This is a genomic window from Lentzea sp. NPDC006480 (assembly GCF_040611995.1).
Classification (GTDB): domain Bacteria; phylum Actinomycetota; class Actinomycetes; order Mycobacteriales; family Pseudonocardiaceae; genus Lentzea.
Genome location: NZ_JBEXPJ010000168.1, coordinates 1 through 19606, shown reverse-complemented (window position 1 = coordinate 19606; position 19606 = coordinate 1). Strand labels below are relative to the sequence as shown.

The 19606-nt window shown below is 68.3% G+C and carries 21 protein-coding genes; 10 read left to right on the top strand and 11 right to left on the bottom strand.

Translation table 11 applies throughout. The features are described from left to right. Positions 1-170: 170 nt before the first annotated feature. Entirely contained in the window at positions 171-2285 is a 2115-nt protein-coding gene (locus ABZX92_RS38670) for a transglycosylase domain-containing protein (protein ID WP_355570440.1), read from the bottom strand. Positions 2286-2485: 200 nt separating this feature from the next. Here ABZX92_RS38670 and ABZX92_RS38665 point away from each other — a divergent pair, with 200 nt between their 5' ends. Together ABZX92_RS38665 and ABZX92_RS38660 are read left to right on the top strand one after the other, a co-directional pair. Beyond that, positions 2486-2842 (top strand): hypothetical protein, encoded by a 357-nt coding sequence (locus ABZX92_RS38665; protein ID WP_355570439.1) that lies wholly within the window; start codon positions 2486-2488, stop codon positions 2840-2842. 109 nt (positions 2843-2951) lie between these two features. After that, positions 2952-3554, top strand: coding sequence for a transposase (locus tag ABZX92_RS38660; protein WP_355570438.1), 603 nt, complete (start codon positions 2952-2954; stop codon positions 3552-3554). Positions 3555-3666: 112 nt separating this feature from the next. On the opposite strand, the gene ABZX92_RS38655 is transcribed toward ABZX92_RS38660, so the two are convergent. Further along, positions 3667-4695 carry a PfkB family carbohydrate kinase gene (locus ABZX92_RS38655; protein ID WP_355570437.1) on the bottom strand — a complete coding sequence of 343 codons (1029 nt, stop codon included), beginning with the start codon at positions 4693-4695 and terminating at the stop codon, positions 3667-3669. A gap of 52 nt (positions 4696-4747) precedes the next feature. Between ABZX92_RS38655 and ABZX92_RS38650 the strand changes: the two genes are divergently transcribed. Continuing rightward, complete coding sequence (locus tag ABZX92_RS38650; RefSeq protein ID WP_355570436.1) at positions 4748-5941, top strand: MFS transporter; 1194 nt, start codon at positions 4748-4750, stop codon at positions 5939-5941. Here the strand turns inward: ABZX92_RS38650 and ABZX92_RS38645 are convergent. The 6 genes from ABZX92_RS38645 to ABZX92_RS38620 all read right to left on the bottom strand — a co-directional run bounded on the left by ABZX92_RS38645 (position 5916) and on the right by ABZX92_RS38620 (position 10811). After that, positions 5916-6122 (bottom strand): hypothetical protein, encoded by a 207-nt coding sequence (locus ABZX92_RS38645; RefSeq protein WP_355570435.1) that lies wholly within the window; start codon positions 6120-6122, stop codon positions 5916-5918. The two genes, ABZX92_RS38650 and ABZX92_RS38645, sit on opposite strands and share 26 nt — an antisense overlap. Positions 6123-6208: 86 nt before the next feature. Beyond that, on the bottom strand, positions 6209-6811 hold the full coding sequence (shbA, locus tag ABZX92_RS38640) for an RNA polymerase sigma factor ShbA (protein WP_355570441.1): 603 nt from the start codon (positions 6809-6811) through the stop codon (positions 6209-6211). 230 nt (positions 6812-7041) lie between these two features. Beyond that, positions 7042-8268, bottom strand: coding sequence for a cyclopropane-fatty-acyl-phospholipid synthase family protein (locus ABZX92_RS38635; RefSeq protein WP_355570434.1), 1227 nt, complete (start codon positions 8266-8268; stop codon positions 7042-7044). Continuing rightward, a complete protein-coding gene (locus ABZX92_RS38630) occupies positions 8265-8945 on the bottom strand; it encodes a DUF1365 domain-containing protein (RefSeq protein WP_355570433.1) in 681 nt (226 codons plus the stop codon). The genes ABZX92_RS38635 and ABZX92_RS38630 overlap by 4 nt, the downstream gene beginning before the upstream one ends. Continuing rightward, entirely contained in the window at positions 8942-10180 is a 1239-nt protein-coding gene (locus tag ABZX92_RS38625) for an FAD-dependent oxidoreductase (protein WP_355570432.1), read from the bottom strand. The genes ABZX92_RS38630 and ABZX92_RS38625 overlap by 4 nt, the downstream gene beginning before the upstream one ends. Then, the gene (locus tag ABZX92_RS38620) at positions 10173-10811 is read right to left on the bottom strand and encodes an alpha/beta fold hydrolase (protein WP_355570431.1); all 639 of its coding nucleotides are present in this window, start codon (positions 10809-10811) and stop codon (positions 10173-10175) included. The genes ABZX92_RS38625 and ABZX92_RS38620 overlap by 8 nt, the downstream gene beginning before the upstream one ends. A 123-nt stretch (positions 10812-10934) precedes the next feature. On the opposite strand from ABZX92_RS38620, the gene ABZX92_RS38615 reads away from it, so the two are divergent. The 4 genes from ABZX92_RS38615 (at position 10935) to ABZX92_RS38600 (ending at position 13921) form a co-directional block, all read left to right on the top strand. After that, positions 10935-11270 carry a hypothetical protein gene (locus ABZX92_RS38615; protein WP_355570430.1) on the top strand — a complete coding sequence of 112 codons (336 nt, stop codon included), beginning with the start codon at positions 10935-10937 and terminating at the stop codon, positions 11268-11270. A gap of 11 nt (positions 11271-11281) precedes the next feature. Beyond that, on the top strand, positions 11282-12106 hold the full coding sequence (locus ABZX92_RS38610; RefSeq protein ID WP_355570429.1) for an alpha/beta hydrolase: 825 nt from the start codon (positions 11282-11284) through the stop codon (positions 12104-12106). A 69-nt stretch (positions 12107-12175) separates the two neighbouring features. After that, entirely contained in the window at positions 12176-13336 is a 1161-nt protein-coding gene (locus tag ABZX92_RS38605) for a glycoside hydrolase family 88 protein (RefSeq protein ID WP_355570428.1), read from the top strand. Between the two features lie 9 nt (positions 13337-13345). Next, positions 13346-13921, top strand: a complete 576-nt coding sequence (locus tag ABZX92_RS38600) for a nucleotidyltransferase family protein (RefSeq protein WP_355570427.1) — start codon at positions 13346-13348, stop codon at positions 13919-13921. On the opposite strand, the gene ABZX92_RS38595 is transcribed toward ABZX92_RS38600, so the two are convergent. Further along, entirely contained in the window at positions 13896-14501 is a 606-nt protein-coding gene (locus ABZX92_RS38595) for a C39 family peptidase (RefSeq protein ID WP_355570426.1), read from the bottom strand. The genes ABZX92_RS38600 and ABZX92_RS38595 overlap by 26 nt on opposite strands. 215 nt (positions 14502-14716) lie before the next feature. On the opposite strand from ABZX92_RS38595, the gene ABZX92_RS38590 reads away from it, so the two are divergent. After that, a complete protein-coding gene (locus ABZX92_RS38590; protein ID WP_355570425.1) occupies positions 14717-15664 on the top strand; it encodes an ArsR family transcriptional regulator in 948 nt (315 codons plus the stop codon). On the opposite strand, the gene ABZX92_RS38585 is transcribed toward ABZX92_RS38590, so the two are convergent. Then, a complete protein-coding gene (locus ABZX92_RS38585; protein WP_355570424.1) occupies positions 15653-16846 on the bottom strand; it encodes an FAD-dependent monooxygenase in 1194 nt (397 codons plus the stop codon). The genes ABZX92_RS38590 and ABZX92_RS38585 overlap by 12 nt on opposite strands. Positions 16847-16898: 52 nt before the next feature. Then, entirely contained in the window at positions 16899-17081 is a 183-nt protein-coding gene (locus ABZX92_RS38580) for a hypothetical protein (protein WP_355570423.1), read from the bottom strand. Positions 17082-17176: 95 nt separating this feature from the next. Here ABZX92_RS38580 and ABZX92_RS38575 point away from each other — a divergent pair, with 95 nt between their 5' ends. Both ABZX92_RS38575 and ABZX92_RS38570 read left to right on the top strand, forming a co-directional pair. After that, positions 17177-17917, top strand: coding sequence for an SIS domain-containing protein (locus ABZX92_RS38575; protein WP_355570422.1), 741 nt, complete (start codon positions 17177-17179; stop codon positions 17915-17917). A gap of 79 nt (positions 17918-17996) precedes the next feature. After that, entirely contained in the window at positions 17997-19562 is a 1566-nt protein-coding gene (locus ABZX92_RS38570; RefSeq protein ID WP_355570421.1) for a penicillin-binding transpeptidase domain-containing protein, read from the top strand. Positions 19563-19606: the final 44 nt, after the last annotated feature.

Genomic DNA, 19606 nt, shown 5'->3' with positions numbered 1-19606 from the left:
GGCCATGCCGTCCGCGGCGAGACGCTCGGCGGCTGCCCGTCCGATGCCCCCCGATGTGCCCGGTATGCACCGCCTGTGCACGGTCCCGGCGGGTGGGGCGCGGCTCAGCGGGCAAAGCAAAGGGCCGCCGGACGCGGTTGGCGTCCGGCGGCCCTGCAATCAGAAAAGCTCTACTTGTAGCGCGCCGCGGCGGGTGGCAGTGGCACCGCGGGCAGGCCCTCGTGGATCACCCTCATCGCGTTGAACCACGTCGGCGCGGCCACCTGACCACCGTAGACACCTGCCGAGGAGCCCGGGCACAGGCGGATCGGGTTCGCGCAGATGACCTGCGGGTTGTTGCCGTCGGCGTAGGTCATCACAGCGCCCGCGTACTGCATGGTGGCGGCCATGAAGGCGACCGACTTGTGCTCCTCGGTGGTACCGGTCTTGCCGATCATGTTGCGGTTCCAGCCCGGCGGGACGGCCCCGGCCGCGGTGCCGCCGCCCACGACGTCGTGGGAGAGGCCCTGGGCCAGGGAGTTGGCCAGGTCCGGGGTCACGGCCTGCTCGCAGGGCTTTTCCTGCAGCTGGATTTCCTTGCCGTAGCGGTCGATGACCTTCTCCACCGGGGTCGGCGGGCACCAGGTGCCACCGGAGACGATGGTGGCGGCGACGTTGGCCAGCTCCAGGACGCTGGTGGCGCCGGGGCCGAGGGTGTAGGAGCCCGCGTTGTTCTGCTTCGTCCAGTCGCCCTGGGACGGGCCGTTGGAGCCGTCCGCCTTCAGGGGCTCGCCGCCGCGGTTCACGCTGCTGAGCGTGTCACGCATGCCCAGGCGGTAAGCCATGTCCACGACCTTGTTCAGGCCCGTCTTCTCCTGCAGGATCACGAACCCCGTGTTCGGGGAGGTCGCGAGGGCCTGGGTGAGCGACATCTTGTCGGAGTAGGGGGCGGCGTTGTGGATCGTCCAGGGCGTGCCGCCGTTCGCGTACGCCCGCGACGTGTAGGTGTTGGGGACGTCGATGGTCTTGTCGATGCCGGTGACGCCGTTCTCCAGCGCGGCGGCCGCGGTGAAGACCTTGTTCACCGAGCCGGGACCGAACGGGAGGACCTCGGCGGGCACGGGGCGGGCGACCTGGCCGAGCTCCGCGTTGTTGCCGTAGTCGCGGTTGGCGACGAGGGCGCGGACCTTGTGCCTGTCCTTGCCGGGCTCGACGACCGACATGACGTTCGCGATGCCGTTCTGGGTCTTCGGCACCTGCTGCTCGGCCGACTGCTTGGCCGCCTTGGTGGCCTTCGGGTCCATCGTGGTCTTGATCGTGAGACCGCCGCGCTGCAGCTGCTTGTTCGTGATGCCCGCCGCGCGCAGGTAGTCGAGCAGGTAGTCGCAGAAGAAGCCGTAGATCGGGCCGTCACCGGCGCCGACGCAACCCTTGGGCAGCAGCTGCAGGTTGTCGACCACGCCCAGCGGCGCGCCCTTGTACTCCTCGGCCTTCGTCTTGGCCTCTGCCTCGTCCTTGCCGAACGCGCCGTTCTCGCGCATCTTGTCGATGACGATGTTGCGACGTTCCAGCGCCTTCTCCGGGGAGGCGCCGGGGTTCAGCGACGAGGGCCGGTTCGCGATCGCGGCGAGCAGCGCGGCCTGCGGGACGGTCAGCTTGTCGGCCGTGGTGTTGAAGTACGCCTTGGCCGCCGCGCCGACGCCGTAGGTCTGGTTGCCCAGCGGCACGATGTTCAGGTAGCCGGCCAGGATGTCGTCCTTCGACACCTCCTGCTCCAGCTGCAGGGCGACGCGGGCCTCGCGCAGCTTGCGGCCGACGGTCGCCTCGGTGGCCTTCTCCCAGGCCTCCTGCTCGTTGTCGGCACCGAGCACGAACGCCATGTAGTTCTTGACGTACTGCTGCGTCAGCGTCGAGGCACCCTGCGTCGCGCCACCGTCCACACCTGCCTTGGCGGCGGCACGGGCGATGCCCTGCCAGTCGACGCCGCGGTGCTCGTAGAACCGCTTGTCCTCGATCGCCAGGATCGCGGCCTTCATGGTGTCCGAGATCTCCCCGGACGTGAGCGGGATCCGGTACTGGTCGTACAGGTAGGCGATCGGGTCGCCGTTCATGTCCTGGATGGTCGTGACGAGCGGCAGCTCCGCCTTCGCGAGATCACCGGACGTCTTGTCGACCTCGTCGGCCGCGCGGTTGGACGCGAGCCCGAGACCTCCGACGAACGGGAACACCATCGCGGCGAGGAGCACGCCCGCCGTCAGGCACAACCCCAGCAACTTGACCAAGCCTGACGCGCGTGCGGCGAACAACCCGCAACTCCTTCCGAACCAAACCCCAGAGAGACTCTCTACGTATTAAGTCGCGCGGGAGGCCCGTGAGGTTGCGTCCGCTGATCGACTCTTTGCATCCGATTGTCGCAGGGATCGCGACCGCGCACGGATTGGGACCAGAAGAGCAGGCCAGGGACCGGCGCGATTCCCGTTCGAACGGGTGTTCCACGCTGGATCGCGTGAAGCTGGTGGTGCGCGTGAAGCTGCTGCCGGCACCCAGCCAGGCCATCGCGCTGGCGGCGACGCTGACGACGTGCAACGAAGCGGCGAACTGGGTGGCGGAGACCGCGTTCCGCAGCGGTCAGATGTCACGCTTGGCGCTGCAGAAGGCGTGTTACCCGGAGTTGAAGGAACGCGGCTTGTCCGCCCAGCCGGCGTTGCACGTGCTGCGCAAGGTCGCAGATGCCTACACCGTGCTGCGTGCGAACGTCCGAGCCGGAAACTTGACGGGAAAGCGCAAGGCCAAAGCCGAGGCGGCACCGATCAGGTTCCGGCTGAAGGCGGCTCAACCGTTCGACGACCGCTGCCTCTCGTAGCAGCACGACGCGCGGACCGTGTCGATCTGGACGACTGCGGGCCGACTGAAGAACCTCGCGTTCACCGGAGAGGTCGCGCACCTCACGACACTGCGAGAGCACCGACGGGGTGAGTCGGATCTCATGTGCGACGACGGAAACTGGTTCCTTCTTGCCACCTGCGAGATCCCTGAACGCGAGCAGTTCGAGCGGCCGCAGGTTGTCTCGATACAGACGCTGGCACGCCCATGAGCGCGGCGAGTTGCAGACCAAGAACACGAAGTCCGCGAGGCGGCGGCTCAAACGTCGGGCGAAGAAAGAGTCCCGGCACGCCGCCTGCGAGAATCACAAGATCAGCAAACAGGTTGTGGCTGTTGCCGAACGCACCGGCCGCGGCGTCGCCATCGAAGAACTCGGTGGCATCCGCGATCGGGTACGGCCGAACCGGCACCAGCGAGCCGCCCTGTCTTCCTGGCCGTTCCACCAACTCGGCGCGTTCATCGCTTACAAGGCGCGACGTGCTGGCGTTCCGTTCCAAGAGGTGGATGCCCGCTACACATCGCAGATGTGTCCACGATGCGGACACACCGCAAAGAACAACCGTCCCACCAGGGACGCCTTTCGCTGCCGTCGATGTGGTCTCGCTGGATCCGCCGACGTCGTCGCCGCCGTCAACGTGAGAACACGAGCTCGGTCGGCGTGGGTATTCGTCACCATGCCCGCACCTGTCTGACCAGACAGGTGGATGCGTCGGGAACATCGCAGCCAGCGGTGCATCCCGAACGCGACTCGGTGTGAACCGGTTGAGCTGCTGAGTTCGTCCGTTCACGGCCGAGAAGGTGACCCTACCGGAGCAATCGCAGGCCGATCGTCGGACTGGCCCTCCTCACCTCGACGCCCACGTGGTCGGGCAGCAGGTCGTCGAGGAACCCGTACCGCGTCAGCTCCTCGTCCGGCCTCCTGCTCACCGTGCGCCACCAGACCGCGATGTCGCCCCAGCCCGGCGCCGACAGCGACCCGCCGAAGTGCTGCACGGACAGCGCAGCGCACAGGTTCGCGAACCGCACCCGGTGCTCCAGCGGCCACCCGGCGAGAGTGCCCATCACGAACCCGGCGCCGAACACGTCACCGGCCCCGGTCGGGTCGAGCTGCGCCACGTTCAGCCCCGGCACGTCGACCACTTCGCCGGTAGAGCTGTCGACGGCGACCGCTCCCCCGCCCCCGCGTGTGACGACCACCACCGGCACGTGCTCGGCCAGTTTGCGCGCCGCGGCCTCCGGCGAATCGGTGCGCGTGTACCCCTGCGCCTCCACGTGGTTGGGCAGGAACACGTCATATCCCTCAAGGCGGCGCAACAGCTCCGGCGACCACGCCCCGGTGCGATCCCAGCCGATGTCCGCGAACAAGAGCGCGCCGTTCTCTTTCGCCGTGCGCACCCACTGTTCGTCCTCGCCCTGTATGTGCACGAAACACGCCCGCGACGATGGCGGCGGGCAGAACAGGTCGTCAGCCACAACCGGCGCCTTGTGCCCGTGCGTGACCATCGAACGATCGCGCTCCATCGCCATGGACACGGTCACCGGCGAGTGCCACCCGTAGAACCGCCGGCAGTAAGAGAGGTCGACCCCCTCCTGGTCGGCCAGCACGTCCCAGCAGAAGTCGCCGTACGCGTCCTCACCGAACGCCGCCGCCAGCGCGGTTCTGAGCTCCAGCCGGCGCAACGCCACCGCCAGGTTCGCGATCCCGCCCGGACACGACCCGAGCCCCTCGGCCCACACCTCCGTCCCCGCCGCTGGTGGACGCGGCAGGCCGGTGAAGATGATGTCGAGGAAGACGGTGCCGGTGAGCAGCACGTCGAAGTCCGGATCAGCCATGGGACAAACTTTGCCACCCGACACCGACATTCATGCGCTAGGAATGATCGCCATGGGGGTTCCACTCAGGAAAAACGTCCAGTTCCAGCTGCTGTGGTCCGGCGGCGCAGTCTCGCAGCTGGGCACCCAGCTCACGACCTACGCCATGCCACTGCTGATCCTCGCGGTCACCGGGTCGTTCTTCTGGGCGGGCGTCATCGCGGGCGTGCGGGCGACGTCGCTGATCCTCGCGCAGATGCCGGCGGGTGTGTGGGTGGACCGCTGGGACCGCGGCATAGTCCTCATGGCGAGCCAGACGACGCAGGCGGTCGCGGTCGCCGCGATGGCCGCCAACGTCATCACCGGCCTCAACTCCATCGCCCTGTTCGTCGCACTGGCCGCGGTGGACGGCGTCTGCACCGCCTTCACCGGCCCCGCGCGGTCCACCGCGATCAAGTCGGTCGTGCCGCCGGATCAGCTCAAGACCGCCTACGCCCAAGAGGAAGCCCGCGGCCACACGGCGTGGCTCGTCGGCCCGTCGCTCGGCGCGCTCCTGTTCGGGTTCGGTCGCGCGGTCCCGTTCATCGCGGACGCCGTCTCCTTCTTGGTAGCGGCCGTCTGCGCGTGGTTGGCAAAGATCCCCACACGCACCGAGCAACGGCCACGCCAGCGCATGCACCACGACCTCAAAGAAGCATGGACGTGGCTGTGGCACCAGCACGGCCTGCGCAACCTCATGGCGATCTTCCTGACGCTCAACCTGCTCGGCGGCGCCACGCTGATCCCGGTCGTCGCGACCGTCAAGGAACGCGGCGGTGCCGACTGGCTGGTCGGCCTGGTGCTCACCGGCATCGGCGTCGGAGGCGTGCTCGGTGCGCTCATCTCGCCCAGGGTCACCGTGACGCCCGCACGGCTCGTGGTCGCCGTCCTCAACATCTTCGGCGTGAGCAACCTCGCGATGGCGCTCCCCCTCGGCGCGTGGTGGCCGTTCGTGCCGTTGATGGTCACGGCGATCGCGACGCCGTTGCTCAACGTCTCGGTGAGCGCGATGTTCATGGCGATGGTCCCCGACGACCTCATGGGACGTATGGACGCCGTCCTGACCGTCACCACCCGCGCGCTCACCCCTCTCGCGCCCGTCCTCGGCGCGTTCGCGGCAGATGTCGTCGGTGGTGCGGCCGCAGTGGCGGCGTTCGGCGCGTTGATCCTGCTCACGGCGCTGGTCGCGGCGTTCACCGACCTCAGGACAGCAGTCCCGAGCGCATGATCACGTCCGCGTTGCCCGCGCGCCGCTGGAGTGCGAGGCGCGCCGCGTTCCAGCTCGACGTCGGCGACTCACTGGCGAGCGCGGTCGGCCCGCCCCCACCGTGGTGGCGACGAGCCGGCGACGTGCTCCACCCGAAAACCCCGGGAACGATCTTCTTCAACGACGTCGAAGACGTACCCACCGAGATGCTGCGACCGCGGAGCCTTGATGCAGGACACTCCCCGTTCCCGTCCTGCCCGCAAGACCTCGCCGCGATCATCCAGATGGTCAGCCTTCCTCGGCGATCATCTCCCGCATCCGGGTGAGCGCGCGGTGCTGCGCGACCCGGACCGCACCCGGCGTCGACTCGACCGCGAGCGCGACCTCCTCCGCGGACAGCCCGACCGCCACCCGCAGCACGAGGATCTCGCGCTGGCGAGCCGGCAGCTTGTGCAGCAGCCGCGTGACCTGGGTCAGCATCTCGCCGTTGACCGCGCGTTGCTCCGGCCCGTCCTCCAGAGAAGGACAGTCCGGCAGCTCCGGCACGACCTCGGCGCGGTTGCGCACGGCGCGGCGGCGGGCGTCGGCGACCTTGTGCGCGGCGATGCCGTACACGAAGGCCAGGAACGAACCTGGTTCGTAGCGGTATTTGGACAACGCGCCGAGCACCGCCACGCACACTTCCTGCGCGATGTCCTCGGCCGAGACGAGAGTGCGCTCCCGGCCGCCGACACGAGCGCGGCAGTAGCGCACGATCAGCGGCTGGATCCGGCCGAGCAGGTGCTCGACCGCCCGTCTGTCTCCGGCTAGAGCGGCGTCGACGAGGTCCGTGAACTCGGCTTCGGCGAGCCACTGGTTGGAGACCGGTGCCTGGCGCACCCGACGGCGCATGGGCACCGTTGGCTGGTTCCAAGTGTCCTCCGGTGAGAGGACGCCTACACCGCCACCGGTCCGCACGGCTGTGGGTTGGACCATCCCGGCGACCTCCTCCACTACAGCGACACTGGGGGCTTCACTGAGATAGAGACCGCAGTCAGCCGTTTGATACCGCCTGTCTCCAAGAGGACCACGAAGTCCAGCCGGGTGGGGCAAGCAGCACCCTTTTGGGGCAGAAGGTGGTCCTAATGGCCCAGTCTTTCGGCCATGGCGAATTGCTGTACTCCCAGGTAGCCGACCCGGAAGCCCGCCTCCGAGTAGGCCAGGTAGAACTCCCACATCCGGCGGAAGGTGTCGTCGAAGCCGAGCTGCTTCACCTCGTCCCAACGGGTGAGGAACGTGTCGCGCCAACGACGAAGGGTCTCGGCGTAGTCGTGGCCGAACGACCGAGTCTCGACGATCCGCAGCCGCGTGTGGTCGCGCACCGACTCCTCGATCGAGCGGACCGACGGGATGAGCCCGCCGGGGAAGATGTACTTGTGAACCCAGCTGTAGGTGGCCTTGCTGGCGATCATGCGGTCGTGCGGCATGGTGATCGCCTGCAGCCCCACCCGGCCGCCCGGCGCGAGCACCCGGTCGAGCATCGAGAAGTACGCCGGCCAATATTCGGCACCGACTGCCTCGATCATCTCGACGCTCACCACGGCGTCGTACTGACCGTGCTCCTCTCGGTAGTCGCGCAGCTCGACCGTCACCCGATCGTGGAGGCCCGCGTCCCTCACCCGGTCCAGCGCCAACTTCCGCTGCTCCGCTGAGATCGTCAACGACGTGACGGTCGCTCCCCGCTCGGCCGCCCGGATGGCCAGCGCGCCCCAGCCGGTGCCGATCTCCAGCACCCGCGAACCCGGCCGCACCCCGGCGTAGTCGAGCACACCGTCGATCTTGCGCAGCTGAGCCGTGCGCAGGTCGACGTCCCGGTTCTCGAACAGCGCCGACGAGTACGTCATCGTCTCGTCCAGGAACGCCGCGAACAGCTCGTTCGACAGGTCGTAGTGCCGGTGGATGTTCTGCCGCGAGCCGGCGACGTCGTTGATCTCGTGCTGGCGCCGCTCGGCCCACCGCCGCAGCTGCTGCAGGCGCGGCGGGATCAACGTCGACAACCGGGCCGCGAACGCCGACAGCACGTCCGCGAGCTCGTCGGACACCCAGTCGCCCACCATGTACGCCTCGCCGAAACCGATCTTGGCGTCGGCGCCGAGCCGGTGGAAGAACGCCGCGGGCCGGATGAGGCGCATGACCGGCCCACCGGCGCCCCACGTCCTGCCGTCGGGCAGCTCGATGGTCACCGGCAGCGTGCGCACGGCGTTGCGGAACAACGACTCGGCGATCCGCGCGCGCAACGGCGACCGCGGTGTCGTGAACAGGTCCGGCCAGATGCCCTGGCCAGGACGGGGCAGCGACAACGTGCTCATTCACTACTCCTGGGAACGATCGGCAGACGCTTGAAGTACAGAGCGATGCCATGACGGCGGATCAACGCGGACACGCGCTGGGTCATCAGCGGCCGTCTGAACAGCATCCGCAGCCCCGTGCTGCGGGTGCCCTTCATCGTGGCGCTGAAGGTCGTCCTCCCGTTCTGCCGCAACGCGATGGTCACGGACAGCTGGTTTCCCGGCTTCGGCAGCTTCATCACGTAGTGGCCGTCGACTTCCAGGAACGGGGAGACGTAGAACTCCTTGTCCACCGACGCCCGGCCCTGGTCGTCGGTGCGCAGCAGATAGCAATGCCGGCCGCCGTAGGTGTTGTGCACCTCCGCGACCACACACACGAGCGCTCCGGACGCGTCGTGGCACCAGTACACGGACAGCGGGTTGAAGACGTAGCCGAGTACGCGCGCGTTGGCGAGCATCAGGACCTGCCCGCCGCCGAGCTCGATCCCGCGCTCGGCCAGCCACTCGTCCAAGTTCTCCCGAATGGACTTGTCCGGCGACCCGAGGTGATCACGGGCCTCAAACCGGGCGAACGGCCGCACCCACCAAGGCAGGCGTGGCAACGAGTCGAGGTCCACGAGCCACATGTACGCGCGGTGGCTGAAAGTCCGCTCGATCAACTCACGGCGGGCGTGCGTGATGACGACGTCGTAGATCACCAGTCGACCCCGAAGTGCTGGGCCGCACGCACTCCTGACGCGCAGCCGTCCTCGTGGAAGCCCCAGCCGTGGTACGCGCCGGCGTACGCGGTCGTGGCGCTGTTGACCTCGGGCAGACGTCGTTGCGCCGCAACGGATTCCGGCGTGTAGATCGGGTGCTCGTACACCATCCGCGCGAGGACGCGTTCAGGATCGACGTCGCGCGGGTTCAGCGTCACCACGAAGTCGCGCGGTTCGTCGAGCCGCATCAGCCGGTTCATGTGGTAGCTGACGAGCACCTGGTCGCCGGTTTCGTGGCACGCTCGCTTGTAGAGGTTCCACGACGCCTTGGCCCCGCTCGTGCGCGGCAGGATCGAGGCGTCGGTGTGCAGCCAGGTCTCGTTGCGCGAGTACTGGAACGCGCCCAGCACCTCCTTCTCCTCGCGCGTCGGATCGGCGAGCAGCCCCAGCGCCTGGTCCGGGTGCGTGGCGATGACGACGTGGTCCGCGGTGTGCGGCACGTTGTTGCCGTCGCGGATCTCCACGCCGCCACCGGTCCGCGTCACCGCCCGGATCGGAGTGCTGACGTGGACGGCGCGCAACCCCTTCACCGCACGGTCGACGTACGTGTGCGAGCCGCCCACGACCGTCTTCCACTGCGGCGTGCCACCGATCGACAACATGCCGTGGTTGCCGAGGAACTCGAACAGGTACCAGGCCGGGTACTTCATGCTCAGCGCCGCGCCGGACGACCACACCGCGCTGACCAGCGGGATGATGAAGTGGTCGATGAAGTAGCGCGAGTAGCCGCCGATCACCAGGAACGCCCCGAGCGTGACGTCGTGCGCCTCCTCGTGGTCGAGCACACGTGCCGCGTGCCGGTAGAACCGCGTGATCTCCGACAGCATCCGGAGATACCGGCCGTTGGTGGCGTTTCGCGGTTGTGCGAACAGACCGGGCAGCTTCCGGGCGCCCGCGTACTCCAGCCCGCACCCGTCGCACCGCACGCTCATCGACATCTCGGAGTCCTGAGTGGACACGTTCAGCTCGCGGAAGAGCCGGATCAGGTTCGGGTACGTCCGTTCGTTGTGGACGATGAACCCGGAATCCACCGGCACCCCACCGATGTCGTGCGTGTGCGCGTGCCCGCCGAGCCGGTCGTCCGCCTCGAACAACGTGACGTCGTGCCGGCGTTGCAGCACGTAGGCGGCGGTGAGCCCGGCAACCCCTGCCCCGATGACGGCGACCTCAGCCACGCGAACCTCCCAAAGGCACGTCGAGGCCACCCGGCGAGGCCTCCCGCATGGCATTCGCGATGTCGGGTGCCACCGGTTCGAGCCCGAGCTCACCGCGCACGAAGTCGACGACGAGCCGGGTCCAGTCGCGGGCTCTTTTCAACATCGCGTGGCCGTCGCCCTCGACGCTGAACCGCGCGACCTTCGCCGTGACCGTCTTGGCCTGCCGCGCGAACCACAACGACCTGGCCGGGTCCGTCATCCGTTCCTGGTCGCCGTGCGCGATGAGCAACGACTTGCCCTTGAGCTGCTGGAACGGCTCCCCAGGCTCGATCCACGGCGCCAGCGCGCACACGGCTCGGACACCGGGATGGCCCGCGACCCGCAGTGCCGTCCTCGCGCCCATCGAGTGCCCGACGAGCACGACCGGCTTGCCCGGATGCAGCTGGGAGATCTTGTTCAACGCCCACTCCGCGTCCTTGACCGGATCGAGGCTCGGCGCGTTCCAGCCGCGCTTGCGGTACCGCAGCACCCACACCTCGACGCCGGGCGCACGCAGCGCTCGGGCCAGCGGCACCATCCTCAGATAAGCGAGGTTGTGCCGCCGGACGGGTTCCTGGCCGTGTTCGCGGCCGCCGTGCAGCACGAGCACAACGGCATTCGTATCGGTCGGGGATGTCAGCACGTCGACATGCGGATGCACACCCGATGTTCGTGCGACCACGTCTTTCGGCTCGGACCTTGAGAGCCAGGTCACACAGGTAGTGCCCGGCGAGTGATCGGTGATCTCGAGGTGTGGCGCACCGCAGCTGACGACGATGGCGCCCATCAGGCGGCCCACGGCGCTCTGGAGCGATTCCCTTCCGCGGTTCTCGCGCTCGGCACGATCGCGTCCGCACAGGAGCTTTTGCGGCTACCCGCCGACAACAGTGGCCAGGTGCTGCAGCTGCTCACCCTCCTGGCGAGCCCTGCCGACCTCCAGGCGTTCAACACCGCGTTCGGTCCGCTGGAACCCGGCCTGCGCGGTCGGCTCGCAGACCTCGTGCACCGGCACGAGCAGGACGAATGGCTCGCCGGCGACCGGTCATTCGGCCGTCTGCGCGCCGAGTAACCTTCGAACTCGTGATCGAACACATCAGCATCGAGACCGAGGCAGGCACCTTCGACGCCATCGCGTCCGGCCCCGAGGACGGCCGCCCGGTGCTGCTGCTGCACGGCTTCCCCGAGGCCGCCATCGAGTGGGAGCACCAGGTCGCGGTGCTGGGCGTCAACGGCTTCCGCGCGGTCGCCCCGGACCAGCGCGGCTACTCCCCCGGCGTGCGGCCGGAGGAAGCCAAGGAGTACACGGTCACGCACCTGGTCGGCGACGTCATCGCGATGGCGGACGCGCTGGGCTGGGGCACGTTCGACCTGGTCGGCCACGACTGGGGCGGCGCCGTCGCGTGGTGGACCGCGATCGAGCACCCGGACCGCCTCCGGACCCTCAACGTGTTCTCCACGCCCCACCCCGGCGCGTTGAAAACCGCGCTGCAGACCGACGAGGACCAGCGGCTGCGGTCGCAGTACATGCTCGACTGGCGTGAGCGCAGCACCGAGAAGCGGATGCTGGAGAACGGCGCGCGCATCCTCAAGCAGATGTTCGAGTGGAAGATCCGCCCCTCGCACCTGGACGAGTACCTGCAGCGACTCAACGAGCCGGGCGCGCTGACGGCCGCGCTCAACTGGTACCGCGCGGGCAAGCCGTACGGCGCGGCCGAGAAGGTCAGCGTCAGGACCATGTACGTGTGGAGCACCGAGGACGTCGCGTTCGGCTCGGCCGCCGCGTTCGAGACCGAGAACTGGTGCACCGGCGGATACCGGTTCGAGATGGTCGAGGACGTCAGTCATTGGATCCCTGAGGAGATCCCGGAGGCGGTTTCCTCGATGCTTCTGGAACATCTGGCCTAGACATCGGATCTCTCGGCCTGATAGGTCTGTGTGTGCCGCCGCCAGGGCATCCCCTTGGAGGGAACACGCATGACCACTTCCAGGCGCGACTTCGTCAGACTCGGCGGCGTCGCTCTAGGTGGTGCCGCTCTCGGAACGGGCACGGCGCAAGCGGACACCTCGAAGGACCGCACCGACTGGTCCGTCGAGGTCGTCGAGTCGACGATGCGGCAGTACACGCCGGAGACGCTCGGCGGCTGGGGCTACACGCGCGGCCTGTACCTGTGGGGGCAGTGGCTCGTCTTCCAGCGCACCAAGAACAAGAAGTACTTCGACTTCATCAAGGCGTGGGTCGACCGGTTCGTCGGGCCGGACGGCCGGATGAGCCGCTCCTTCACCAACCTGGACGCGATGCGCGCGGGCCAGCTGCTGCCGTTGCTCTACAACGCGACCGGCGACATCAGGTACCGAACCGCTTCGACGCAGATCCGCGAGCGCCTGAACACCTACGCGCGCACCAAGGAAGGCGGCTTCTGGCACGCCGAGGGCGGCACGCGCGACTGGCAGAACTGGTCGGACGGCGTCTACATGGTCGTGCCGTTCATCATGCGGCACGGTTACACGTTCGGCGAGAAGCAGTGGGCGACCGAGGAAGCTCTGAAGCAGCTCTTCGTCTACGCGAAGAACCTGCAGCACAAGGACGGCCTCTTCCACCACGCGTACGACGAGTCGCGCACGGTGTCGTGGGCCGACAAGACCAAGGGCGTGTCGCCGGAGTTCTGGGGCCGCGCGATGGGCTGGTACGCCATCACGTGCTGCGACGTGCTGGAGGACCTGCCGCGCAACCACCCGGACCGGCCGAAGCTGATCTCGATCCTCGGCAAGCTCATCGCGGCGCTCGCGAAGTACCAGGATCCCAAGACCGGCCGCTGGTTCCAGGTCGTGGACAAGGGCACCAACCCGGAGAACTGGACCGAGACCTCGTGCTCGTCCATGTACTCGATGGCCATCTCACGGGCCGTGGAGCGCGGTTATGTGTCACGCAGGTACGACGTCGTGGCCCAGCGCGGCCGTCGCGGTGTGCTGGAGCGCGTGAAGATCAACGCCGACGGCAACACCGAGATCTCCGAGATCTGCGTCGGCACGAACGTCGGCGACCTGCCGTTCTACCTCGCCCGGCCGCGGGCGGTGAACGACCTGCACGGCATCGGGGCGTTCCTGATCATGAACGAGCAGTTCACGAGTTGCTAGTTTGAACGCATGCGCGTGGCCGGTCTCCTGCTAGCTGCGGGGGCCGGCCGCCGGTTCGGCACCCCGAAAGCCCTCGTCCCGCTGGACGGCAAGCTCTTCGTCGACTCAGCGGCCGAACTGCTCAAAGCCGCCGGCTGCGACCCGGTTGTCGTCGTGCTCGGCGCCAAAGCCGCCGAAGTCCGCGAGAAGGCCGAACTCCACGGCGTCACCGTCGTCGACAACCCGCACTGGGACACCGGAATGGGCTCGTCCCTCCGAACCGGACTGCACGCGATCGGCATCGCGGACGCCGTGATCGTCCTGCCCGTGGACACCCCCGGCGTCACCGTCGAAGCCCTGCATCGCCTCATGGCCCTCGCCGAACCGGAAGCCCTCGCCCGCGCGGTCTACGACGGAGAGATCGGCCACCCGGTCCTGATCGGCAGCGACCACTTCGCCGGCGTGATGGCCTCGGCAGCAGGCGACCAGGGCGCCCGCGACTACCTCAAAGCCAACACCGTCCGCCACGTCGAATGCGCCGACGTGGCGGACGGTGATGACATCGACAAGCCGGAAGACCTTAAGCGACGTACCGGCGGAGCTTGATGCCCGACGACACGTTGGACGCGCTCAGCCACGCGAGCCCGCCACCGGAGTAGGCCGGGTCGGACACGGCGAACTCGTTGCCACCGGCGCGGTAGCCGACGATCGTCGCGTAGTGGCCGCCGGAGTAGTTGCGGCCGTTCAGGCGGATCACGTTGATGACGACGGCGTGGCCGCGGTCGGCGTTGTAGACCACGTCGGCCTTGAGCTTGGTCAGCAGCTGCGCGTCCGTCGACCACTGCTTGACCTGGTAATAGGTCGAGCCGGTGTAGTGGTCGAGGGCGTTCTCGAGGTTCTTGATGTTCGGCAGGCCGTCGGTCGTGACGTGCATGTACGACGCCAGCGTGGACTGCTCGACGTACTTGCCCCGCGCGGTCAGGGCGATGCGAGCGGCGGCCGCGGAGCACCAGTAGCCGGTCTTCTGGACCTGGAACTGGTGCGGCAGAACGCCTTCACCCTGGATGCCGAGCTCGGCGGCGGCCGGGATGACGTTCTCACCGGGCGCGGCCATGGCCGGTGCGGTCAAGATGGTCATCGCGACGCCGGCCGCGGCGATCGCCCCGGTGATCTTCGCAAGCTTCATCTTTCAGATCCCCTCAGTGGAGGCGCCGAACCCCTGGCACGGCGCTCGGCGAAAGCTTCTCGGCAACGCGCAACCACCCGCCACCACATTCGGCCAAGTCCTAAAAAGCCAGGTAGAAGTACTCACGCCCACGCAGAGTGGGGTGCTTTGCACCGTTCGGCTGAGTCGTCTCGAATCCGGTACAAGGCCTGAGACGCTGTGCCACTCTGCTTGCCGTGCTGCGTGTCCACTTCACGGCGGAGGACCTGGCGAGGGTGCGTGTGGCCCCTGGTCCCGACCCGATGTGGGAGATCCTGCTGAGCCTGCACGTGCTGCGGCAGCGTTCGGCGACCCCGGTGTTCGGCACCTGGCGCGCGAACGTGCGCACGACCCTGCCCGGCGACGCCCGCTGGCTCATGCAGCTGGCACCACCCGTCGGCTACTCCCCCGACTTCCTGACGCCCACCGCGGGTTCGTGCGCCCTCGACGCGGGCATCGACGCCGTGCTCAGCACACCCGTCGAGTGCTTGCGCGCCGACCTCGCCCAGCTCGACGGCCGGCACCGGGACCCGCGCACCCACCTGCTGGCCAGCGGCGACGTCGCCACTTTGGACTCCCTCGGCGAGGCTTTGCGCGGCTACCACCGGCAGGCCCTCGCGCCGTTCTGGGACGAGATCAGAGCAGGAGTCGACGCCGACCGCGCGGTCCGGGCACGGTCCTTTCTGGACAACGGCTGCGAGGGCATGCTCTCGGCCCTGCACCCGACCATCTCCTGGGCCTCGCCGGTCCTGCGGATCGAGTCCCGCTTCCCGCAACGGGACGTCCACCTGCACGGCCAGGGCCTGGTGCTGGTCCCGTCGTACTTCTGCTGGGAACGCCCGATCATGCTCCGCGACCAGCGCCACCCGCCGGTCCTGGTCTACCCGATCGCCCGCGATCTCCACATCGCCGCCACGGGCAAACGCTCGCTGGAAGCCCTGCTCGGACGCACCCGCGCAGCCGCCCTCGAAGTCATCGCGGGCGGCTGCACCACCACCGAACTGGCGCGCAGACTCGGCATCTCGGCGGCCTCGGCCAGCGCCCACGCCTCCGTGCTGCGAGACGCGGGCCTGGCCGTGGCTCAACGCCACCGCAACTCCGTCCTGCACACCGCTTCCGCGCTCGGCGTGGAACTACTGGCGTGAGTCGGGCACGTCGGCGTAGTCGGGCAGTTCGACACCGTTGATCGCGCGGTCGACCAGCGCCATCAACGCCTCCATGTCGGGCTCCGGACCCGGCTCGATCTCCGCCTGCGGCACCGCGCGACTCTGCGCGTGCAGCCGGCCGATCTCCTGGTTGTCCGCGACGAACTGCCGCATCCGCTCCTCGTAGGCGGCGAACCCGGTCTCCGGATCCCACTTGGCCGCGGCCAGCTCACCGGCGAGCAGGTAGGCGCCGACCAGCGCCAGCCCGGTACCGGCTCCCGACATCGGCGAGGCGCAGAACGCCGCGTCACCGATCAGCCCGACCCGTCCGGACGACCAGCGGTCCATCTTCACCTGGGCCACCTGGTCGAGGTAGAAGTCCGGGGTGTCGTCGAGGTGCGCGAGGATCTGCGGCGTCAGCCAGCCGAACCCGTCCATCTTCGCGCGCAGCAACTGCTTCTGCGCCTCGATGTCGCGGTGGTCGACGTCGAACTCCTTCGCGGGGAAGGAGAACAGCGCCATCGCCTGCGTGGCGTCCTGAATCGGCCGCAACCCGGCGGACCGCGCGGTCACCGGGTCCTGGTAGTCGAGGAACCAGCGGTCGAGCCCGAACTCGTTGGGCACGCTGTAGAAGGCCAGCACCATTCCGAGGTGGTGGATGAACTGCTCACGCGACCCGAACACCATCGCGCGCAACGACGAGTGCAGCCCGTCCGCCCCGACCACCAGGTCGAACCGCCGCTGCCCACCGCTCGCGAAGGTCACGTCGACCCCGTCCGCGTCCTGCGTGAGCTCGGTGATCCGGTCACCGAAGACATATTCGACACCGTCAGACGTGTCGTCGTAGAGCACCTGTGCCAGGTCTCCGCGCAGGATCTCGATCTCCGCGATGAACCCGTCGCCACCGTCGTCCTCGGCGCTGAAGGTCTGCAGCACGTTCCCGTCGACGTCCACGGTGTGCGCACCGGCCGTGTCCGTGCAGGCCGCGCGCACCTCCGCGTCCAGCCCCATCCGCCGGATGACCTCCCTGGCCACCCCGCGCGCGTCCACCGCCTGACCACCGGGACGCAACCCGGCCGCCCGTTCCACCACGGTCACCTCGGCACCGCGCCGCCGCAACCAGTGCGCCAGCGCGGGCCCTGCGATGCTCGCCCCCGCGATCAAAACCCTGTTACCGCTCACCGCGACCCCCAATAATCGCTCAGCCGGACAACGGTCCGGAGTGTACGGAGACTCACGGCCGCGCCCGCACCGCCGCGCGCGCACAACCACCAGCCACGACGAGCTGCGCCAACGCCACCCACACCGGCCACAACTCGGAGTAGGTGATCGCCAGCGCGATGTGCGTGGCCCCGGCAGCCGTGAAGACCGCCGCCAGCACCACCCAGAAGTAGAAGTACCGCCTGATCCAACCCACCCCCTGCCCACACGAGTCCCGTTATCGCGCGTATCGAGGTTTGTGGTGCTCGGGTTACTGGTGAGGTCACCTGCGATCCGGTACTACTGACCCGCATGACGACCGACACCGTGACCGGCTCCGACTACGGCAACCTCGTGCGCACGCACCTGACGCGCGTCGAACAGCACAACGCCGCCGCGCTCGACGACGTGGCCGAGCTCGTGCTGGCCGCAGTGCAGGCGGACGGCCTGCTCCTCACCGCCGGCGCCGGCCACTCCCTCGCGGCGGTCGCCGAAACCTTCTACCGCGCCGGTGGCCTGGCCTGCGTCCGCCCGATCTACCACCCCGAGCTGCTCCCGATGCACGGCGCCATCAGCAGCACCTCGGCCGAGCGCCGCAGCGGCCTGGCGAGTGAAGTCCTCCGCGAAGCAGGCCTCGCCCCGCACGACGTCCTCTTCGTCTTCTCCACCTCGGGCGTCAACTACTACCCGGTCGAACTGGCCCAGGAAGCCGCCAACGCAGGCTGCCCGGTAGTAGCCGTCACCTCGGTCAGCTCCAGCTCCCAAGCCCCGCGCCGAGCAGGCGTCACCCTCGCCGAAGTCGCCACCGTCGTCCTGGACAACCTCGTCCCGCCCGGCGACTCCACCTACCCGGTGGACGCCCCGGTCACCGCCGCCATCTCGACCGTCGCCACCACGTTCCTCTGGAACCTGCTGATGGTCCGCCTGATCGACAAGGCCACCGAGACGGGTGTGCAACTGCCCCTCTGGCGCAGCGCCAACGTCGAAGGCGGCGACGCGGCCAACGCCGACCTGCTCAAGCACTACCAAACCCGCGTCCCCCAGCTCGGATAGGTAGAAATCCTCAGGGCTTCTCAGCCTCCCGCCGTTAGTCTCCCACCGGGGAAAGCACTTACCTGGGGGGAACTCAACCGTGGAACCAAAAGCCCGCAGATGGATCCTGATCAGCGGCGCCCTCGCCACCGCCACCATCATCGGCGTGGCGGGCGCCCTGCTCTGGAACTCAGACCCGGCCACCTCATCACCAGATGCGCCAAAAGCACCACCAGCCGAACGCGCGTCCGACGTGGCCCAGACCTTCGTCAACAAACTCTCCACGTCCGACGCCGCCTCCGCGGCCCAGCTGACCGACAAACCGGACGCCGCCACCACCGCGATCACCGCCACCAAATCGGGCATGGGCACCTCCGCCTACCAAGCCCGCCTGGCCTCGGCCCCACCACCACCGGCCGACGCCACCACCGCCGAGATCGCCGCCTCCGTGACGTGGACGATGCCGAGCTCAGCCCTGCTGAAGTACGACATCAAGATCCCGATGCAAAAATCCGGCAGCAGCTGGAAGGTCCACTGGACCCCGGCGATCCTCCACCCGCAACTGGCCGAAGGCGCCTCCCTGACCTACCGCAAGGCCCTGGCCGACGGCGCCCTCCTGGGCCGCGACGGCAACCCGCTGGTCGCCACCACCATCCCGGACGGCATCTACAAGGCAATCACCGGCCAGGTAGGCGACCTCAAGGGCACCGACGGCTGGGAAGTAGGCATCACCACCGGCAGCACCTTCACCGCCCTGGACGGCAAAAAGCCCGAACTGGCCGAAAAGATCACGGTGACCATCGACCCGGCCCGCCAGGCAGCGGCCCAAAAGGCAGTAGACGCCCTCCCCCAAGGCGCCGCCATCGTCGCCGTGGACACCGCCACCACGGAAATCCTGGCCGTGGCCCAGAACAAGACCCTCTCGGGCACCAACCCGTTCATCGGCCGCTACGCCCCAGGCTCAACGATGAAGATCGTGACCGGCGCCGCCATCCTGAACGCGGGCCTGACCCAGCCGAACGCCGCAGTCCCCTGCCCAGCCAGCACGACCATCGGCCAACGGACCATCAAGAACGCGGACTTCGGCTACGACTCGCTGCCGTTCCACACCGCCTTCGCCTACTCCTGCAACACGACGTTCGCCCAGTTCGGCTCCCAACTCCAGCCGAACGCCCTCCCGGACATGGCCAAACGCTTCGGCCTGGGCGCCGACTGGACCATCCCGGGCGTGGACACCAACACGGGCAAGGTCCCACCGGACTCCGGCACGCAACTGGTGGAAAACAGCTTCGGCCAAGGCAACGTGGTAGCCAGCCCCTTCGGCATGGCCCTGGTAGCCGCAACCGCAGCCTCGGGCAGAACCCCCACCCCAACCCTCATCCGAGGCAAGCCCGCCACGCCCAACGACGCGGCCGCCCCACCACCACCCGCATTGCTCCCACCCCTGCGCACCATGATGCGCGAGGTGGTCACCTCGGGAACCGCGAAGCAACTGGCCGGAATCCCAAACCTGTACGGCAAAACGGGAACCGCGGAAGCAGGCGGGGGCACCGCCCACGGCTGGTTCGTGGGCTACCAGGGCAACGTCGCCTTCGCAGTACTGGTGGAGAACGCGGGCTCATCCCAAAGCGCCCTAACAGCAACCTCAGCCTTCCTGAGGGGCTAGCCCACACAGCCAAGTTGGTGGTGAGCCTTTTTCATCCTGTCCGT